This window comes from Caminibacter profundus, assembly GCF_054657155.1.
In genome coordinates, this window is the sequence record NZ_BAAHXC010000001.1 from 891,565 (window position 1) to 908,469 (window position 16,905).

Consider the following 16,905-nt stretch of genomic DNA (forward strand, 5'->3'; position numbering starts at 1 on the left):
TAGGAACAGAAAATGCTTTTTTTTAGAAAAAGGTTAATCTAATGAAAGTTGGATTTAACAAAGGGAAGAAATATAGAAGATATAAAAGATTAACTCAAGAACAAAAAGAGATGATTTTTAAACTATTTTCAAAGAAAATGGAATTAAGAAAAATAGCAAGAGTTATTGGAGTAGAATTAGGAACAGTTCAATATCATTTAAAAAAAACTTATGGAGTATGAAGAGTTGTATAAACTATTTGTAAATCTTTTGAAAAAAGCTAATTTAGTGTTTTCATATCTTTGTTTAGATGAACTTTATACTTTTTATGGTAAAAAAGGTAATAAAGCTTATGTATGGACAACAGTGGGAGTTACTAAAACAGGTAGAAAATTCTATTTTTACTTTTTATCAAAAAAGAAAAACATAGAAAGTTTATTATCTTTTAATTTTGATTTACCAAAGGCAGAAAAATATTATACAGACGGTCATTTTGCATATTCAAATGTTTATGGAAAACAAGCAACTCAAGAAAAATCAAAATATACAAATTTAATTGAAAATTTAAATTCACAAATGAGAGATAAAATATCATATCTTGTTAGAAAAACAAAATCTCATGCCAAGTCTTTTGAATGGCTTAATCGAAAACTCGCTATGTTTTTTGCTGAACTTAATCTTAAAGGTCATAAAATTGCCATTTAGTCAGTGCCCTCAATTTATACTTTTTTAGAGAGTTCAATTATATGTTATACTTCTAAAAAAATCTTAAGGAGAATTAATGAGAGAATATCTTTTTAGTAGTGAGAGTGTAACTGAAGGACATCCAGATAAAATGGCAGACCAAATAAGTGATGCTATACTTGATTATATTATAGAAAGAGACCCTAACGCAAAAGTTGCATGTGAGACACTTCTTAGTAATGGTTATTGTATTATTGCAGGTGAGCTTAAAACCACGACATATGCACCAATGCAAGAAATTGCAAGAGAGGTTATTAGAGAAATTGGATATACTGATGCAAGATATGGATTTGATTATAGAACTGCAGGTGTACTAAACGGAATTGGTGAACAAAGTCCAGATATTCGCCAAGGAGTAGAGAGAGGTGAAGAAATTGGTGCAGGTGATCAAGGTATGATGTTTGGATATGCATGTACTGAAACACCAGAATTTATGCCACTTCCAATAATGCTTGCTCATAAACTAACAAAAAGACTTGCAATTGCAAGAAAAGAAGCAATTATTCCATGGCTTAGACCTGACGGAAAAGCACAAGTTAGTGTAAAATATGTAGATGGGAAAGCTGTTAGTGTTGAAAAAGTAGTGGTATCAACTCAACATGAACCAGATATAAACTACTCTGAAATTAAAGAAGCAGTAATTGAAGAAGTAATTAAAAAAGTAATCCCAGCTAATATGTTAAGTAAAAATGTTGAATATTTTATAAACCCTACTGGAAAATTTGTAATTGGTGGTCCTCAAGGTGATGCTGGACTTACTGGTAGAAAAATAATTGTAGATACTTATGGAGGGGCAGCTCCTCATGGAGGTGGGGCTTTTAGTGGAAAAGACCCTACAAAGGTTGACAGAAGTGGAGCATATGCTGCAAGATATGTAGCAAAAAATTTAGTAGCTGCAGGTGTAGCTGAAAAATTAACACTTCAAATTGCATATGCAATTGGTGTAGTTGAACCTGTAAGTATTTATGTAGATACTCACGGTACTAATAAAGTAGACGAGAAAAAAATTGAAGAAGCAGTTAAAAAAATATTTGATTTAACACCAAAAGGAATTATTACATCACTTGATCTATTAAAACCTATCTATAAAAAAACAGCAGCTTATGGACATTTTGGAAGAGAAGAATTTAGTTGGGAAAGACTTGATAAAGTAGAAGAAATTAAAGATTATTTAGGCTTAAAATAGCTTGTAACAAATAGAAACAAATAAAAGTATAAATCTCTAGTTTAAGCAAATCTTAAGAAATTAATGATATATTTCTAAGTACAATAAATCAAAAAAAGGAGATAAAATGGCTGTAAAAATCACTGATATTTGTATCAACTGTGGCGCATGTCTTGATGAATGTCCAGTAGAAGCAATCGTTGATGATAGCGAAAACCCAACAGGAGAAGAAATTTACTATGTATATCCTGACAAATGTGTTGAGTGTGTAGGTTACTATGATTGCCCTGCTTGTGCAGAAGCATGTCCAACTGAAGGATGTATTGTTTGGGATGAATGCAAAGATGGACAAACTTGTTCTGAAAACAGAGGAGAAGTTAGTACTCCTGTAATGGACGCATGCTAATCCTTTCCCTCTTCTTTTTTTCTTCTAAATTTTGTATAATTCCTCTCTAAAAACTCAAGGAGAGAAAATGGAAAGAACTCTTTCAATAATTAAACCTGACGCAGTAGCAAAGAATGTTATTGGTAAAATCATTGACAGATTTGAAAGCAATGGTCTTAGAATAGTAGCTTGTAAAAAAATTAAACTAACAAAAGAAGATGCTGCAAAATTTTATGAAGTACATAAAGAAAGACCATTTTTTAATGATTTATGCGAATATATGAGCAGTGGTCCTGTTGTAGTAATGGTTCTTGAAGGTGAAAATGCTGTTGCTAAAAACAGAGAACTTATGGGTGCAACTGATCCAAAAGAAGCAGCACCAGGAACTATTAGAGCTGACTTTGCAGAAAGCATTGAAGCAAATGCAGTTCATGGTAGTGATTCACTTGAAAATGCTAAAAAAGAAATTTCATTCTTCTTTAGTGATAGGGAGATTTTATAATTGAAAGTCAAAAAAACTTATGAAAATCTCACTCTTGAGGGTGAGAGTATAAAAAACAAAGACGGTTCAATTTTAATTAATGCAAACTTGAAAGGTAAAGTATTAGTAGAGTGTGTAAAATGCTTACAAGAGTTTGAAAAAGAGATAAATGAAAATGTAAAATTTAAAATTGTAAAACCTCCTTACGATGGATTTGATGAAGAATACGATATAATCGAACAAGAAGTTTACAATTTAGAAGAAATTCTAAAAAGTGAAGTAGAATCAATAAAAAATGATTATAATATATGTGAAAGTTGTGAAACACAAGATTTTAATAAAGAATTTTAAGGAGATATTATGGCAGTTCCTAAGAGAAGAAATTCAAAAACAAGAGCAGCTAAAAGAAGAACTCATTATAAAGTAAAATTAAGTACTACTACTAAATGTTCAAATTGTGGTGCTTATAAAAGACCACATAGAGCATGTCCAAGCTGTGGTGAGTATTAATGAAAATAGCAATTGACGCAATGGGAGGGGACTTCGGTCCCGAACCAATTATTGAAGGAGTTGTTAAAGCATTAAAAAAGAAAGATTTTATTGCTTTTCTAGTTGGTGATGAAAAAAAGATAAGGCCATTACTACCTAAAAATATATTAAATAAAGTTAGATTTATAAATAGTGAAGATGTAATAAAAATGGAAGAAAGCGCCACGGAAGCTTTAAAAAGAAAAGAGTCCACTATTTATAAATCTATCGAACTCTTAAGAGAAGGTAAAGTTGACGCAGTGGTCTCAGCTGGACATAGTGGTGCTACAATGAGTCTTGCTACTCTTAGACTTGGAAGAATTAAAGGAATAAAAAGACCTGCAATTGTTACTTTTATGCCTACAATAAAAAAAGAATATTCATTAGTTCTAGATGTAGGAGCAAATGTAGATTGTGAACCAATAAATCTTTATCAATTTGGTCTAATGGGTGAAGTATACGCTAAAATTATCTTAAATAAAAATAATGTCACTATTGGTCTTTTAAGTAACGGAGAAGAAGAGAGCAAAGGAAATGCAATTACTAAAGAGACCTTTAAACTCTTAAAAGAAAATTTTCCTAATTTTGTAGGTAATGTTGAAGGTGGTGACATCTTCAAAGGAGATGTAAACGTAATTATTACAGATGGATTTATAGGTAATATTGTACTTAAAACTAGTGAGGGAGTAGCTGATACAATAGGAAAGCTTATTAAAAATGAAATTAAAAGCTCTGGCTTACTTCAAAAAATTGGAGCTCTTCTATTAAGACCTGTATTTAAAGGTCTAAAAAAAGTAACTGATTATGCAGAATACGGAGGAGCACCTCTCCTTGGTGTTAATGGATGTGTTATAATAGCTCACGGAAAAAGTAATTCTAAAGCCATAAAAAATGCAATATTTCAAGCTATAAAATATGTAGAAAATGACGTCAATAATAAAATTAAAGAGTCTTTAAAGGTACATTAATGTATGCAAAATTTACTAGCATTGGAGCATATGTCCCTCCAAAAATATTAACTAATAAAGATTTAGAAAACATAGTTGATACTAGTGATGAATGGATTACAAAAAGAACAGGTATAAAAACAAGACATATTGCAGAAAATGAATTCACCAGCGACTTAGCCTACAAAGCTGCTCTTGATGCTTTAGATAATGCGGGAATGAGCGCTAAAGAAATAGATATGATAATTGTTGCTACTATCACACCTGATTACTTTACTATGCCATCAACTGCTTGTATTGTAGCTGAAAAACTAGGAATAATCAGACCTGCTGTTGATATAAGTGCTGCTTGTACTGGTTTTATATATGCTTTAGCTCATGCAAAAGCTTTTATTGAAAGTGGAATGTATAAAAATGTAATGATAATTGGCGCCGAAACCCTTAGCAAAATTATAAACTGGAAAGATAGAACAACTTGTGTATTGTTTGGAGATGGAGCTGGGGCTGCAATAATTAGTGCTACTGAAAATAAAAATGAAGCAATCATAGATATAGATATTAATTCAGATGGAAAATATAAAGACTACTTAATTACACCTGGACGCGGTGTGAAATATGGTTGCGATACTGATAGAATTTACCTTGAGATGAAAGGTAACGAAACATTTAAAGTTGCTGTAAAAACATTATCTCAATCAGTAAGAGATATTTTAGATAGAAATAAAATGACAAGCGATGATATAGACTGGTTTATACCTCATCAAGCAAATTATAGAATTATTGATGCTGTAGCAAGAGCTATTGACATGCCAAGTGAAAAGTCAGTTCTCACTGTGCATAAATATGGAAATACTTCAAGTGCATCAATTCCAATGGCCATTAATGATTTATATAAAGAAGGTAAACTAAAAAAAGGTGATATAATGCTTCTTGATGCGTTTGGAGGAGGATTTACTTGGGGAAGTGCATTAGTTCCGTTTAACTAGTTTTCTCTCTAGCTCCTCAACAGCTATTAAGATATTTGATTCAAGCCCTGGTACATGAGTGGCCACAACTTTAAAAGGAACTTGTATTCCATTTATATCAGTTTCATTTAATTTCTTCTCAATTCTATCTTTTATTTTAATAGTAACCTCATCGCTATTAAAAGTAATAATTTTAAATATATCTTCATTTCTAAAAACAAAATCCACATCTCTTATAGAGTTTTTTATAATCTTTGCATACTCTTTTAAAACATCTTTTTTAAAATCATATCCATATAGTCCCTCAAATATTGATAAATTATCAATTTTTATCATAATTAAACCAATTTCAAGAGCTATTTCATTGTACTCTTCTATTAATACATCAAAATACTTTTGATTATAAGTATCAGTAAGAGGGTCTTTTATAGCAATAAAACTTATTTTTAAACTAAGAGTTGAAAATTTAATCTCACCTATTAAATTACCGTCTTTAATTACTGGAGCAAAATTAATTCTCTTGCTTCTTAAATAGTTATAAGTATCAATTATATGCCTTGTAGACTCAATATTTTCTATATTACTCCCTTTTTCATTATAAAAATCATAAAAAGTAAAATGAAGTTTATTATTTAAAAAAATATCTATTATTTCAGTTGAATTAATTACAAATAAAGGCCTTTTATTTTCAACAATATATAATCTTTCTATTTTTTCATTATTTATAAAAGTAATAATCTCTTCTAAAGAACTATTAGCTATAGAGTTAAATTCAACACTCTTGACAGGCTCTATAAAAGCTTCTATTCTCATTTTTAGCCTTTTTATATAATTTTAACAAATTTTTGTGATATAATTTCATTTCAAATCCAAAAAGGAGCCGTCATGCCAAAAATGAAGACAGTAAGAGGGGCTGCTAAAAGATTTAAAGTTAAAAAAAGTGGAAAAATAAAAAGAGGAAGTGCTTATAGAAGCCACATTCTTACTAAAAAATCACAAAAAAGAAAAAGAAATCTTAGAAGCCCTAAGTACGTAGATAATACAAACATTAAAGAAGTAAAGTTAATGCTTTGTATCTAATTAGTTTTTAAGTGTAGAAGAGGCAAAGTGAAGGAAAACCCTTCCGCGCTAAGCGCCAAGTTGCAAATGATGCACGCCAAATTAAAGGAGAGTAAATGAGAGTAAAAACTGGTGTAGTAAGAAGAAGAAGACATAAAAAAATATTAAAAATGGCAAAAGGCTTCTACTCAGGTAGAAGAAAACATTTTAGAAAAGCAAAAGAACAAATCGAAAGAAGTTTAGTATATGCTTTTAGAGACAGAAAACAGAAAAAAAGAGATTTTAGAAGACTATGGATTGTAAGAATCAATGCAGCTTGTAGATTAAATGATATAAGCTATTCAAGATTTATTAATGGTCTTAAAAAAGCTGGAATTGAGCTTGATAGAAAAATATTAGCTGATTTTGCTATGAATGAACCAGAAGTATTCGCTCAATTAGTAGAAAAAGCAAAAGCAGCTTTATAATTTTTCTTCTTTTTTTCTTTTTATTGAATAAATTCACATCTCATTAATAAAAAAATAAGAAGCTATCCTTTAATATATTCATCTAATTTTTCTCTAAGAACTCTTTTTAAAACCTTACCTGTAGCATTTTTTGGAAGATTGTTTACAAAATATATATGCTTTGGAATTTTGTAGTTTGCTAATTTTGATTTTAAAAAGCTTTTTAACTCTTTTTCATTGATAATAACATTTTCTTCAAGTTCTACAAATGCAATAGGAATTTCACCATGCGTTTCATCTTTTTTACCAACAACTGCACATTCTTTAACTCCAGGATATTTAAGACACACTTCTTCTATTTCTCTTGGATAAATATTAACTCCTTTACTAATAATTAGATCTTTTTTTCTATCAATAATATAAATAAATCCATCCTCATCAACTTTTCCAATATCTCCAGTTAAAAGCCATCCATTTATTATAGTTGCCTCTGTCGCATCAGCCCTATTGTAATATCCCTTCATTACATTATCACCTTTAACTATTATCTCTCCTGCAACTCCAACTGGAACTTCTACCAAGTCTTCATTTACTATTTTTACCTCAACTCCTGGAATAGCAGGACCAACGGAACCTGGCTTTTGTAAATGAGGTCTATTTACTGCAACAACTGGTGAAGTTTCACTAAGACCATATCCTTCAAGAAGTTTTGATTTTTTAAATTTTTTAGAGAAATTATTTAAAACTTCTTCAGGAAGTGCTGCTGCACCAGAAATATAAAACCTAACTTTATTAAACCAATGAAAATAAAAAGGAAGTTTTGCTTTAGAGAGAGCTGAATATACATCTGGCACACCAGTAAAAATTGTAACTCTTTTAAGAAGAGTTTGTTTTATTATATTACTAAATGGCATAATAGATTTAATAATTACAACAGGAGAAGCTGTGAAAAGTGGTAAAAGTAAGTTAACAGTCATAGTAAAAGAATGAAACATGGGAAGATATGCAATAAATCTATCTTTTTGAGTAATTTTTACAATTTCATTAATTCCTAAAATATTAGAAAAAATGTTTTTATATGTAAGCATAGCTCCTTTTGGCTTTCCAGTAGTCCCAGAAGTATAAATTATCACTGCCAAATCTTCAAGTCCTGGCAATTCTATACTCTCGTGAGGTTCTAAATTAGCTAAAATCTCATTAAAAGAAATATTGTTTTCATTTATAATTTTTGGGTCACCTTCCCATATTATTTTTTTAACTCCAGTTTTTTCTCTTATATTTTTTATATTGGTTGCAAATTTTGAAGAAGCAAACATAATCTTAGCATCTACATCATTTACAATAAAAGCAATTTCATCTTCTTTTAAAAAAGTATTAATAGGTACAGGCACGGCACCTATTTTTTGAATACCTAAAAAAGATAGTATATATTCAATAGAGTTTCCTATATAAATAGGAACTTTATCATTTTTTTTAACTCCTAAAAACTCTAAACTTCTTGCTACTGTATCAACATATCTTTTTACTTCTTTCCAAGTCACTTTTTTATTATCTATAAAATATGCTACTTTTTTTCCATATTCTTTAGCATTTCTTTGTAATACTTCATAAAAGTTATCATATATATATTCCATCAACTCTCCTTAAGTGACTTATGATATTATAACAAATAAAAAAGGCTCTAAAATGAACCTTCCAAGCTCTAATGAAGAGTTATTAAAAAATCTAGAGAAACTAATAGCCCAAACATATGAAGTTGAAAAAGAGTTTATTGAGCTTAAAAATATTTTAAATGGAGTAATAGAGTTTTTACCACAAGCACTATGGGTAATTGACAAAAATAATGAAATAATCGTAAAAAACTCAAAAGCAGATGAGTTTAGTTTTATTCCTAATATTGGAGAAATTAAGTTAAATAATAAATTTTATCTTGTTCAATCATCAAAAATAAAAGATAAAACTATAATAAGTGCTACAGATATTACCGAACAAAAAAGAAACGAAAGACTAATTGCCATGGGACAGATGGCAGCTCATCTAGCTCATGAAATAAGAAATCCAATTGGATCAATCTCAATACTTATTTCACTTTTAAAAAATCAAGATAATGAAATAATAGATGAAATGAAAAGTGCAATTTTTAGAATTGAAAGAATTATAAAATCTACGCTACTTTTCTCAAAAGGCCTGCAGCTTAAAATAAGAGAATTTTCTATCAAAGAGTTTGAAAAAGAACTAAAAGAATCAATAAAATACTACTCTCATTCAAAATCAATAGAATTTATTTTCTTTTTACCAGATATAAAAATGAAAGGTGATTTTGATTTACTCTTACTAGTTCTTCAAAATATGATATTTAATGCAATTGATGCAATTGAAGAAGATGAAAGTGAACAAGGATTAGTAGAAATACTTTATGAAAATGACAAAAACTTCCATATCTTTAACATATATGATAGTGGAAAAGAATTTGAAGATAAAAATATACTTTTTGAACCATTTAAATCTACAAAAACAAAAGGAAATGGACTTGGACTTGCACTTAGCCTTGAAATTATAAAAGCTCACAAAGGAGAAATTACTCTAAATGAAAGAAAAAAAGGATTTAAAATAAAAATACCAATTAAAATGCAAAATTGAAAATGTAAAATGAAAAATTATATGTTTTACATATTTCATTTTCTATTTTCCATTGTCCATTTTCAATTAACATTACTTGCTTTGTTCAGAAATCAATACATCTTCAATAACTTCATCCAAATCACCATCTAAAATATCATCAACTTTTGAATAAGCTTTATTACTTCTATTATCTTTCACTTGAGTGTATGGAAAAAGTACATAACTTCTAATTTGATGTCCCCACCCCATTTCATCTTTTGGTTTACCCTCTTCTTCTGCTCTTCTTTTTTCTAGTTCAAGTTCATAAAGCTTTGATTTTAGCATTTTAAATGCCATTTCTTTATTTTTATGTTGTGAGCGGTCTTGCTGACAAGAAACCACAATTCCTGTTGGTATATGAGTAATTCTAACTGCACTTTCAGTTTTATTTACATGCTGGCCACCTGCTCCACTTGCACGAAATACATCAATTCTTATATCTTTTGGATCAATCTCAATTTCAATATCATCATCAATTTCAGGCGAAACTTGAACTGATGCAAAAGAAGTATGTCGTCTACCTGCATTATCAAAAGGAGATACCCTAACTAAACGATGAATTCCATTTTCTACTTTTAAATATCCATAAGCATTTTCACCTTTTATTAAAAGTGTTGCATCTTTTATACCAGCTTCATCTCCTGCTTGATAGTCAAGTACATCAACTTTCCATCCTTTTCTCTCAGCAAACCTCAAATACATTCTATAAAGCATACTTGCCCAATCATGCGATTCAGTACCCCCAGCTCCAGGATGGATAGTAATAATAGCATTCTTTTCATCATTTTCACCACTTAACATTACTTCAATTTCAAGGTCTCTTATCTTTTTTTCAATCTCTTTCACATCTTCAAAAACTTCATTTAATGTTTCTTCATCTTCTTCTAAACTTGCAAGTTCATACATATCTTTATTATCTATAAGAGCCTGTGAAGCTTTTTGATATTTTTCAAGTTTTCTAACAATTATATTTTTTTCTTTTTGAACTTTTGCTGATGTTTTAGGGTCATTCCAAAATTCAGGATCATTTTCCATTTGAGTAATCTCATTTAATCTTTTTTGAATCTCATCTGGTTTTAAAATAGCTTCAATATTTTTTAACTTATTCTCTAAATTTTTTATAAGCTCGCTATATTCAAAAGCGTCCATTATGCTCCTTTTATTATTCAATATAGTTTTATATAATTCTATCAAAAAAGGCAAAAGTATGAAAATCTTAACTTCCCCTCAAACTGCCAAAGAATATAGAAAAAAGTTAAAAGGAAGTATTGGCTTTGTACCTACAATGGGAGCACTTCATGAAGGGCATCTTTCATTAATAAAAAAAGCAAGAGAGGAAAATGATTATGTAATTGTATCTATTTTTGTAAATCCTACTCAGTTTTTACCAGGAGAAGATTTTAACAAATATCCAAGACGACTTGAAGCTGATTTTGAAATATGTAAGCGTGCTGGAGTTGACGCAGTATTTACCCCAAATGCTAAAGATATGTATATTAATGATGAAGTTTTAATAAAAGCACCAAAAATAAAAGGGTATATCTTAGAAGGTTTTTTTAGACCCGGGCATTTTGATGGAGTATTACAAGTAGTTAATAAACTTTTTAATATAATTCGTCCAACTCGCGCATATTTTGGAAAAAAAGATGCTCAACAATTATACCTTATAAAACAAATGGTAAACAATTTCTTTTTTGATATTGAAATAGTTGAAGGAGAGACTATAAGAGAAAAAGATGGTCTTGCACTCTCAAGCAGAAATATTTACTTAAATGAAAATGAAAGAATCAGAGCATTGAGTATATCTAAAGCATTAAAAAGAGCTGCAAAACTCTCTCTATCTATAAAAGATGTTGAAAAAATAAAAAAAGAGATGATAAAAATATTAGATGTAGATGAGCTTCAATACATTGTTTTTGTAGATAGAAACTTTAATTATATTAAAGAAATACAGCCTAATAACACAATAATTTTAATTGCTGCATATATTGGTAATACAAGACTAATAGATAATATATGGATATAAATTCTCTAAACAAGTTTAAAACTTACTAGTAAAATTATAAACCCATAAATGGCTGGCATAACTATTTGCAGCCAGCCACTAAACTTTTTATAAAAAAACCAAAAAAAGTACAAAGTAAAAATATTAAAAAGTCCAAAAAATACATACTTCCCAAAATAATTTAGCCCCATATATAAAACATAGTCAATTCTTACAAGCCCATATATTCCTAAAATTAATCCAATTATGAGTCCAAAATACTGCAAAACTAGCCTTTTTTTTGCTATATTATATCATTTTTGATAAAATATTAATAAAAAGGAGAAGCTTGAAAAAATTATATTTGGTATCTCTTGGATGTGTAAAAAACCTTGTAGATTCAGAAGTTATGATTGCAAAATTATCAAAAGAATATGAATTAACAAATAACCTTAGTGTTGCTGATTTAATTATTATAAACACATGTGGATTTATAAACTCCGCAAAAGAAGAATCAATTGATACTATTTTAGAACTTGCAAATCTTAAAAAAAGTGATGCAAAATTAGTAGTAACTGGATGTCTTAGTGAAAGATATAAAGAAGTTTTACCAAAAGAAATCCCTGAAGTTGACATTTGGAGCGGTGTTGGAGATTTTGGAAATATTGATAAAGTTATACAATCAAATAAAAGTCAGTTTTCTCCAAATGTTTATTTGATTCATAATGAGGATAGAGTAATAACTGGTAGTAGCTATCATGCATTTATAAAACTTAGTGAAGGATGTAACCAAAAGTGTGCCTTTTGTGCTATTCCAAACTTTAAAGGAAGACTAAAATCTCGACCAATTGAAGAAATTGTTGATGAAATTAAAAGATTAAAAGAAAAAGGCTACAAAGATTTTTCACTTGCAAGTCAAGATAGTAGCTCTTACCTTAGAGATTTTGGAATAAAAGATGGGCTTGAGAGGCTAATTGATGAAATTGATAAAATAGATGGTATTAGTGTTAGAATTTTATATCTATATCCAGCTACTACTAAAAGACTTATTAGAAAAATTTTTGCCGCGCGTAATGTAGTTAATTATTTTGATATGCCAATTCAGCATATAACTCCTAGAATGCTTAAAATTATGAGACGTCCAGGAAGTGTTGATAAATTAAAAGAATTGCTAAATGAAATGAAAAAAGAGTTCAGTTTTGTAAGAACTTCCGTAATTATAGGACACCCAGGAGAAACAGATGAAGACTTTAAAACACTTAAAAACTTCTTAGCTGAATATAAATTTGATAGAGTAAATGTATTTGCATATTCAGATGAAGAAGGTACCAAAGCTTACAAAAGAAAAGATAAAATTAAACAAGATTTAATTGAAGAAAGAATAAAAGAAATTGAAAAAGTAGTAAAAAAAACTACAATAGAGTCTCTTAAAAAATACGTAGGAAAAGAAATAGAATGCTTTTTAGATGGATTAACAGAAGATGGTCTTTTTTATTCAGTTCGTCCAAAAATATGGGCATCAGAAGTTGATGGAGACATTTTGATAAATGAAAGTGAAATTGAAACTTTAAAAACAGGAGAATCTTATAAAGTAAAAATAAACGAACTTGCAGGAGATGAATTAATTGGAAAAATCATCAGATAATCTCTTAGCCTTTTCAGCAGGAGTTGATTCTACTGCCTTGTTTTTTTATCTTTTAGAAAAAAACATCCCATTTGATATTGCAATTGTAAACTATCACACCCGCCCTACTTCAGATGAAGAAGTTGAGTATGCAAAAAATCTAGCTAAAAAATACAATAAAAAAATATATATAAAAGATTGCTATCTCAAAAAATTTAGCGAAAAAAAGGCAAGAGAATGTAGATATAAGTTTTTTGAGAAAATTATTAAAAAAGAAAAATACTCTTGCTTAATTTTAGCTCATCAACTAAATGATAGATTTGAATGGTTTTTGATGCAATTATCTAAAGGTGCAGGAGTTAAAGAACTTATTTCAATGGGAGAATGGGAGGAGAGAGATTTTTATAAAATATATAGACCTTTTTATAATTTATCGCGCAGAGAAATTATAGAGTTTTTACATAAACGCAACATTAAATATTTTATAGATAAAAGTAATTTTGATAAAAAATATAAAAGAAATCTTATTAGACACACATTTTCAAATAAATTTATTGAAATGTTTGAAAATGGGGTTAAAAGAAGTTTTGAATTTTTAGATGAAGATAAAAAATTACTTATTGATACCAACTGGCAAAAAGTTCAAAATTTATATATTTTTGAAAAAAATATTCCAGAGAAAGATATAAAAAAAGTAGATTTAATTTTAAAAAGACTTGGTATCTTACCTACTAAAGCTCAAAAAGATGAAATATTAAAAACAAACTTTAGTTGTGTAATCCAAGGGAAAATAGCAATTGACTCTAATAATAGTAGTATTTACATAACACCTTTTGTAAAAATTACTTTAAACAAAAAACAAAAGGAGTTTTTTAGAATTAATAAAATTCCCCCAAAAGTTAGAGGTTACATAGCAAAGGAAAAGTTATGCAATATGTTATCTATGGAGATATCCACGGATGTCTTGAAGAATGGGAAGAGCTTAGAAAATTAATCCCCAAAAATTCATTTGAAATAAGTGTAGGAGACATACTAGATAAAGGTCCATATTCTGTAGAAGCTTTACGATATGCGAAAAAAAATAGAATTTTTACTATTATGGGAAATCATGAGTATAAACATATACGAAAATATTGGGGTAGAAATGTAATACTTGATGAAGAGCAAAAAGTATTATATCCACAACTTAAAAAAGAAGATTTTGAATTTATTGAATCAATGCCTCTTTTTTTAAAACTAAATCATTTAACAGTAGTCCATGCAGGAGTTACTAATAAAATCAGATTAAACAACCCTCCATTAAAAATAATGAATCTTTTAATGTTTTTAAGAGAAGTTGATCAAAATGATAATTTTTTACCACTTAATCATAATTACCCTAACCCTAAACACTGGTCTGATACATATAAAGGAAATGAAGGATTTGTGGTATATGGTCATCATCCATTTTTAGAAGTTAAAAAAAGTAGATTTTCTTTAGGTATTGATACAGGATGTGTATATGGAAATAAACTAACTGCTCTTGTAATTCCAAATACACTAAAACCTTGGGAATACGAAATAATTCAAGTAAATGCAAAAAAAAAATATGCTAAACCTCATATTCCTATAAAAAATCCATAAAATTCTCTTGCTTTTTTTTATAAATATTAGTATAATTTCAACCCACAAGGGCTCGTAGCTCAGTTGGTTAGAGCAACCGGCTCATAACCGGTTGGTCGCAGGTTCGAGTCCTGCCGAGCCCACCACTTTGCCTCGGTAGCTCAGTTGGTAGAGCAAGGGACTGAAAATCCCTGTGTCGGCGGTTCGATTCCGTCCCGAGGCACCATTGACTTTATAAATGCAAGTGACTGACACCTAATATAATTATCTAATCAATAAAACTCCATTGTTTCTCAAAAAAGCAAAATATACTAACAAGTATTTCATTAGAAAATGCTCTAAATTTATGTATTCAAAACACAAAACCTACAAATTTAACTAAAACAGTCCCGCTAAATGAAGCGCTTCAACATTTTTTAGCAGAAAATATTTATGTAAAAAGAAACTCTCCTAGCTTTATAAACTCAGCAATGGATGGATTTGCTTTTAAACACTCAAACAATAAAAATAATTTATGCAGGACGCTTTTGAAATAAAAGAAAATAAATGCGTAAAAATTATGATTGGGGCTAAGCTACCTCAGACTTGTGATACAGTAATTCCTATTGAAAGATGTATAAATGATAAATACATAGAAATTCCGGAAATTAAAAAAGGAGCTAATGTAAGAATAAAAGGTGAAGAAAACACTCCAAAAAACTTAGCTCTTCTTGCAAGTCAAGTAATTTATTTTGTGAAAGTTTTTATAAAAACAAAAATTGCTATCCTCTCCAGTGGGAACGAGCTTAAAGAACCTTGGGAAATAGCAGATGAAGAGGAAATTTATAACGTAAACTCTCATGCAATAAAAGCCTTACTTCAAAAAAAAGTGTTTGATTCTGATGTTATTGGAATAATTCCTGATAATTTAGAAAAACAGTCAAATTTATAAAAAATCTAAAAAATTATGACATTACCATTACCAGTGGAGGCATTAGTTTTAGAGATGCTGACTTTTTATTTGATACTTTTAAACAAATAAAAAAATAAGTGGAGCAAGAAAATATTATTATAATTTTGTATATGCAAAAAACCTATCTTCTTTTAAATGAACTCAAAAAAAACCATACAATTTTGGGAAGCCTAAAATATGGCAAATGGCAAGTTTATAAAGATTATAAATATGGCTTTTCAATGATAAGCGCTTTAAGTAATTCAAATTCACTAGTAATTTTAAACAAAGGAAAAGAAGAAGTTCAAAAAGAAGAGTTACTAAAACTCATACCTTTTGATATAGATTTTTGTGAAGAAAATTTAGTCTTCAATTAATCTAATAATTGTTCCTTGTCCTAAAAAGTCTACTACTTCTTTTCCTTCCTTATCTTTTGTATTAATTACCTTTACATCAATATTTTTAACTCCATCAGCCTCAAGTTCAAGGGCCTGTTGTTGAAGGTATACTATTACTTCCTTCATTCCGTCTGTTGGATATACTCCATTATATAGCTTTTCTGCATCAACCCTAACACCCGCATAAGCAATAGTTACACATTCATGTTTTCCTTGAATTTCTCCAAAACTTAGTATCATGTTTTCAATATCTCTTGCCATTATAAATCCTTTTTTTGATAATTATAACAAATTTATACCCTATATTTTCTCTACCGTACATTATATTCAAGGATGTTTCATTTTGTAATATAAATACACTATAAAGCTAAAAATATGACAGCCATGCAACATATTTTCCCTCTATTTTCCATATAAACTAAAATATACCAATCAACCAATACACTAATCAACAATTTCTCAATTCACTTGGAATTTAGCTACTTGAAACTTATTTTTCATTCTCCATTATTAATTGATACCATAGCCTTTTATATAGGAGTCTGTCACTAAATCAAAAAACAAAACAGAAAAGAAGAATTAATCTCTTCTTTCTTTAATTCTAGCTTTTTTACCTGTTTTGTGTCTTAGATAATAAAGTTTTGCTCTTCTTACTTTACCTTTTCTTACAACTTCAATTTCTGCGATACTATCACTATAAAGTGGAAAAATTCTTTCAACACCTACATTGTTAGCACCGATTTTTCTCACTGTAAATGTTTTTCCAGTACCTGTACCTTTAATTGCAATTACAACACCCTCAAAATTTTGAATTCTCTTCTTGTCACCTTCTTTAATCTCTACCGCTACTCTTACTGTATCCCCTGGTCTAAACTCAGGAATTTTTTTAGCTTTTTCTTCAATTTGTTTTGCTTCAAAAGCTTCAATAAATCTATTTCTCATTATCTCTCCTTTGTGCCATTGGCCACTACCGGGCATTCACACTTAATTTTTGAAGTGAAATTAT

General features: G+C 29.0%; 24 protein-coding genes and 2 tRNA genes. 21 read left to right on the forward strand and 5 right to left on the reverse strand.

The features are described from left to right. Nucleotides 1-41 precede the first annotated feature (41 nt). The 9 genes from ACYQ1U_RS04705 (at nucleotide 42) to ACYQ1U_RS04745 (ending at nucleotide 5,215) form a co-directional block, all read left to right on the forward strand. Complete coding sequence (locus tag ACYQ1U_RS04705) at nucleotides 42-221, forward strand: helix-turn-helix domain-containing protein (protein ID WP_459884858.1); 180 nt, start codon at nucleotides 42-44, stop codon at nucleotides 219-221. Continuing rightward, nucleotides 211-684 carry an IS1 family transposase gene (locus tag ACYQ1U_RS04710; protein WP_459884860.1) on the forward strand — a complete coding sequence of 158 codons (474 nt, stop codon included), beginning with the start codon at nucleotides 211-213 and terminating at the stop codon, nucleotides 682-684. The genes ACYQ1U_RS04705 and ACYQ1U_RS04710 overlap by 11 nt, the downstream gene beginning before the upstream one ends. 76 nt (nucleotides 685-760) lie before the next feature. Beyond that, nucleotides 761-1,909, forward strand: a complete 1,149-nt coding sequence (gene metK, locus ACYQ1U_RS04715; protein ID WP_459884862.1) for a methionine adenosyltransferase — start codon at nucleotides 761-763, stop codon at nucleotides 1,907-1,909. A gap of 106 nt (nucleotides 1,910-2,015) precedes the next feature. Continuing rightward, entirely contained in the window at nucleotides 2,016-2,294 is a 279-nt protein-coding gene (locus ACYQ1U_RS04720) for a 4Fe-4S dicluster domain-containing protein (RefSeq protein WP_459884864.1), read from the forward strand. 67 nt (nucleotides 2,295-2,361) lie between these two features. After that, a complete protein-coding gene (gene ndk / locus ACYQ1U_RS04725) occupies nucleotides 2,362-2,775 on the forward strand; it encodes a nucleoside-diphosphate kinase (RefSeq protein WP_459884866.1) in 414 nt (137 codons plus the stop codon). Beyond that, nucleotides 2,776-3,105, forward strand: a complete 330-nt coding sequence (locus ACYQ1U_RS04730; protein WP_459884868.1) for a DUF177 domain-containing protein — start codon at nucleotides 2,776-2,778, stop codon at nucleotides 3,103-3,105. Nucleotides 3,106-3,114: 9 nt separating this feature from the next. Further along, nucleotides 3,115-3,264, forward strand: a complete 150-nt coding sequence (gene rpmF / locus ACYQ1U_RS04735) for a 50S ribosomal protein L32 (RefSeq protein WP_459884870.1) — start codon at nucleotides 3,115-3,117, stop codon at nucleotides 3,262-3,264. Further along, entirely contained in the window at nucleotides 3,264-4,250 is a 987-nt protein-coding gene (plsX, locus tag ACYQ1U_RS04740) for a phosphate acyltransferase PlsX (RefSeq protein WP_459884872.1), read from the forward strand. Before rpmF ends, plsX begins: the two co-directional genes overlap by 1 nt. Further along, nucleotides 4,250-5,215 (forward strand): beta-ketoacyl-ACP synthase III, encoded by a 966-nt coding sequence (locus ACYQ1U_RS04745; protein WP_459884874.1) that lies wholly within the window; start codon nucleotides 4,250-4,252, stop codon nucleotides 5,213-5,215. Before plsX ends, ACYQ1U_RS04745 begins: the two co-directional genes overlap by 1 nt. Here ACYQ1U_RS04745 and ACYQ1U_RS04750 read toward each other — a convergent pair. Next, a complete protein-coding gene (locus ACYQ1U_RS04750) occupies nucleotides 5,198-6,007 on the reverse strand; it encodes a diguanylate cyclase (RefSeq protein WP_459884876.1) in 810 nt (269 codons plus the stop codon). The genes ACYQ1U_RS04745 and ACYQ1U_RS04750 overlap by 18 nt on opposite strands. Nucleotides 6,008-6,079: 72 nt before the next feature. On the opposite strand from ACYQ1U_RS04750, the gene rpmI reads away from it, so the two are divergent. Continuing rightward, on the forward strand, nucleotides 6,080-6,274 hold the full coding sequence (gene rpmI, locus ACYQ1U_RS04755) for a 50S ribosomal protein L35 (protein WP_459884878.1): 195 nt from the start codon (nucleotides 6,080-6,082) through the stop codon (nucleotides 6,272-6,274). A gap of 95 nt (nucleotides 6,275-6,369) precedes the next feature. After that, the gene (gene rplT, locus ACYQ1U_RS04760; RefSeq protein ID WP_459884880.1) at nucleotides 6,370-6,720 is read left to right on the forward strand and encodes a 50S ribosomal protein L20; all 351 of its coding nucleotides are present in this window, start codon (nucleotides 6,370-6,372) and stop codon (nucleotides 6,718-6,720) included. A 62-nt stretch (nucleotides 6,721-6,782) separates the two neighbouring features. On the opposite strand, the gene ACYQ1U_RS04765 is transcribed toward rplT, so the two are convergent. After that, on the reverse strand, nucleotides 6,783-8,333 hold the full coding sequence (locus tag ACYQ1U_RS04765; RefSeq protein ID WP_459884882.1) for a long-chain-fatty-acid--CoA ligase: 1,551 nt from the start codon (nucleotides 8,331-8,333) through the stop codon (nucleotides 6,783-6,785). Nucleotides 8,334-8,385: 52 nt separating this feature from the next. On the opposite strand from ACYQ1U_RS04765, the gene ACYQ1U_RS04770 reads away from it, so the two are divergent. Beyond that, nucleotides 8,386-9,339 (forward strand): sensor histidine kinase, encoded by a 954-nt coding sequence (locus tag ACYQ1U_RS04770; protein ID WP_459884885.1) that lies wholly within the window; start codon nucleotides 8,386-8,388, stop codon nucleotides 9,337-9,339. A gap of 72 nt (nucleotides 9,340-9,411) precedes the next feature. Here the strand turns inward: ACYQ1U_RS04770 and prfB are convergent, their stop codons facing one another. After that, nucleotides 9,412-10,509 carry a peptide chain release factor 2 gene (gene prfB, locus ACYQ1U_RS04775; protein ID WP_459884887.1) on the reverse strand — a complete coding sequence of 366 codons (1,098 nt, stop codon included), beginning with the start codon at nucleotides 10,507-10,509 and terminating at the stop codon, nucleotides 9,412-9,414. Nucleotides 10,510-10,567: 58 nt separating this feature from the next. Between prfB and panC the strand changes: the two genes are divergently transcribed. The 9 genes from panC to ACYQ1U_RS04820 all read left to right on the forward strand — a co-directional run bounded on the left by panC (nucleotide 10,568) and on the right by ACYQ1U_RS04820 (nucleotide 15,878). After that, nucleotides 10,568-11,386 (forward strand): pantoate--beta-alanine ligase, encoded by an 819-nt coding sequence (gene panC / locus ACYQ1U_RS04780; protein ID WP_459884889.1) that lies wholly within the window; start codon nucleotides 10,568-10,570, stop codon nucleotides 11,384-11,386. Nucleotides 11,387-11,693: 307 nt separating this feature from the next. After that, nucleotides 11,694-12,989 (forward strand): 30S ribosomal protein S12 methylthiotransferase RimO, encoded by a 1,296-nt coding sequence (rimO, locus tag ACYQ1U_RS04785; protein ID WP_459884891.1) that lies wholly within the window; start codon nucleotides 11,694-11,696, stop codon nucleotides 12,987-12,989. Continuing rightward, nucleotides 12,970-13,962: a tRNA lysidine(34) synthetase TilS gene (gene tilS / locus ACYQ1U_RS04790; protein WP_459884893.1), complete on the forward strand. Its 993-nt coding sequence runs from the start codon at nucleotides 12,970-12,972 to the stop codon at nucleotides 13,960-13,962. The genes rimO and tilS overlap by 20 nt, the downstream gene beginning before the upstream one ends. After that, the gene (locus tag ACYQ1U_RS04795) at nucleotides 13,896-14,591 is read left to right on the forward strand and encodes a metallophosphoesterase (protein WP_459884895.1); all 696 of its coding nucleotides are present in this window, start codon (nucleotides 13,896-13,898) and stop codon (nucleotides 14,589-14,591) included. The genes tilS and ACYQ1U_RS04795 overlap by 67 nt, the downstream gene beginning before the upstream one ends. A 48-nt stretch (nucleotides 14,592-14,639) precedes the next feature. Beyond that, nucleotides 14,640-14,716 (forward strand) — tRNA-Ile (locus ACYQ1U_RS04800). Nucleotides 14,717-14,720: 4 nt separating this feature from the next. Then, a tRNA-Phe gene (locus ACYQ1U_RS04805) sits at nucleotides 14,721-14,796 on the forward strand. Nucleotides 14,797-14,920: 124 nt separating this feature from the next. Beyond that, nucleotides 14,921-15,106, forward strand: coding sequence for a hypothetical protein (locus tag ACYQ1U_RS04810; protein ID WP_459886397.1), 186 nt, complete (start codon nucleotides 14,921-14,923; stop codon nucleotides 15,104-15,106). Further along, complete coding sequence (locus tag ACYQ1U_RS04815) at nucleotides 15,085-15,501, forward strand: molybdopterin-binding domain-containing protein (protein ID WP_459884897.1); 417 nt, start codon at nucleotides 15,085-15,087, stop codon at nucleotides 15,499-15,501. The genes ACYQ1U_RS04810 and ACYQ1U_RS04815 overlap by 22 nt, the downstream gene beginning before the upstream one ends. A gap of 98 nt (nucleotides 15,502-15,599) precedes the next feature. Further along, a complete protein-coding gene (locus ACYQ1U_RS04820) occupies nucleotides 15,600-15,878 on the forward strand; it encodes a hypothetical protein (protein ID WP_459884899.1) in 279 nt (92 codons plus the stop codon). Here the strand turns inward: ACYQ1U_RS04820 and ACYQ1U_RS04825 are convergent. After that, the gene (locus ACYQ1U_RS04825; RefSeq protein WP_459884901.1) at nucleotides 15,864-16,160 is read right to left on the reverse strand and encodes a hypothetical protein; all 297 of its coding nucleotides are present in this window, start codon (nucleotides 16,158-16,160) and stop codon (nucleotides 15,864-15,866) included. The two genes, ACYQ1U_RS04820 and ACYQ1U_RS04825, sit on opposite strands and share 15 nt — an antisense overlap. Nucleotides 16,161-16,478: 318 nt before the next feature. Next, the gene (rplS, locus tag ACYQ1U_RS04830) at nucleotides 16,479-16,841 is read right to left on the reverse strand and encodes a 50S ribosomal protein L19 (protein WP_459884903.1); all 363 of its coding nucleotides are present in this window, start codon (nucleotides 16,839-16,841) and stop codon (nucleotides 16,479-16,481) included. Nucleotides 16,842-16,905: the final 64 nt, after the last annotated feature.

Coding starts and splice junctions, on each gene's coding strand:
- ACYQ1U_RS04705 (WP_459884858.1), top strand. CDS start 42: ATGAAAGTTGGATTTAACAAAGGGAAGAAATATAGAAGATATAAAAGA.
- ACYQ1U_RS04710 (WP_459884860.1), top strand. CDS start 211: ATGGAGTATGAAGAGTTGTATAAACTATTTGTAAATCTTTTGAAAAAA.
- metK (WP_459884862.1), top strand. CDS start 761: ATGAGAGAATATCTTTTTAGTAGTGAGAGTGTAACTGAAGGACATCCA.
- ACYQ1U_RS04720 (WP_459884864.1), top strand. CDS start 2,016: ATGGCTGTAAAAATCACTGATATTTGTATCAACTGTGGCGCATGTCTT.
- ndk (WP_459884866.1), top strand. CDS start 2,362: ATGGAAAGAACTCTTTCAATAATTAAACCTGACGCAGTAGCAAAGAAT.
- rpmF (WP_459884870.1), top strand. CDS start 3,115: ATGGCAGTTCCTAAGAGAAGAAATTCAAAAACAAGAGCAGCTAAAAGA.
- plsX (WP_459884872.1), top strand. CDS start 3,264: ATGAAAATAGCAATTGACGCAATGGGAGGGGACTTCGGTCCCGAACCA.
- ACYQ1U_RS04745 (WP_459884874.1), top strand. CDS start 4,250: ATGTATGCAAAATTTACTAGCATTGGAGCATATGTCCCTCCAAAAATA.
- ACYQ1U_RS04750 (WP_459884876.1), bottom strand. CDS start 6,007: ATGAGAATAGAAGCTTTTATAGAGCCTGTCAAGAGTGTTGAATTTAAC.
- rpmI (WP_459884878.1), top strand. CDS start 6,080: ATGCCAAAAATGAAGACAGTAAGAGGGGCTGCTAAAAGATTTAAAGTT.
- rplT (WP_459884880.1), top strand. CDS start 6,370: ATGAGAGTAAAAACTGGTGTAGTAAGAAGAAGAAGACATAAAAAAATA.
- ACYQ1U_RS04765 (WP_459884882.1), bottom strand. CDS start 8,333: ATGGAATATATATATGATAACTTTTATGAAGTATTACAAAGAAATGCT.
- ACYQ1U_RS04770 (WP_459884885.1), top strand. CDS start 8,386: ATGAACCTTCCAAGCTCTAATGAAGAGTTATTAAAAAATCTAGAGAAA.
- prfB (WP_459884887.1), bottom strand. CDS start 10,509: ATGGACGCTTTTGAATATAGCGAGCTTATAAAAAATTTAGAGAATAAG.
- panC (WP_459884889.1), top strand. CDS start 10,568: ATGAAAATCTTAACTTCCCCTCAAACTGCCAAAGAATATAGAAAAAAG.
- ACYQ1U_RS04795 (WP_459884895.1), top strand. CDS start 13,896: ATGCAATATGTTATCTATGGAGATATCCACGGATGTCTTGAAGAATGG.
- ACYQ1U_RS04815 (WP_459884897.1), top strand. CDS start 15,085: ATGCAGGACGCTTTTGAAATAAAAGAAAATAAATGCGTAAAAATTATG.
- ACYQ1U_RS04825 (WP_459884901.1), bottom strand. CDS start 16,160: ATGGCAAGAGATATTGAAAACATGATACTAAGTTTTGGAGAAATTCAA.
- rplS (WP_459884903.1), bottom strand. CDS start 16,841: ATGAGAAATAGATTTATTGAAGCTTTTGAAGCAAAACAAATTGAAGAA.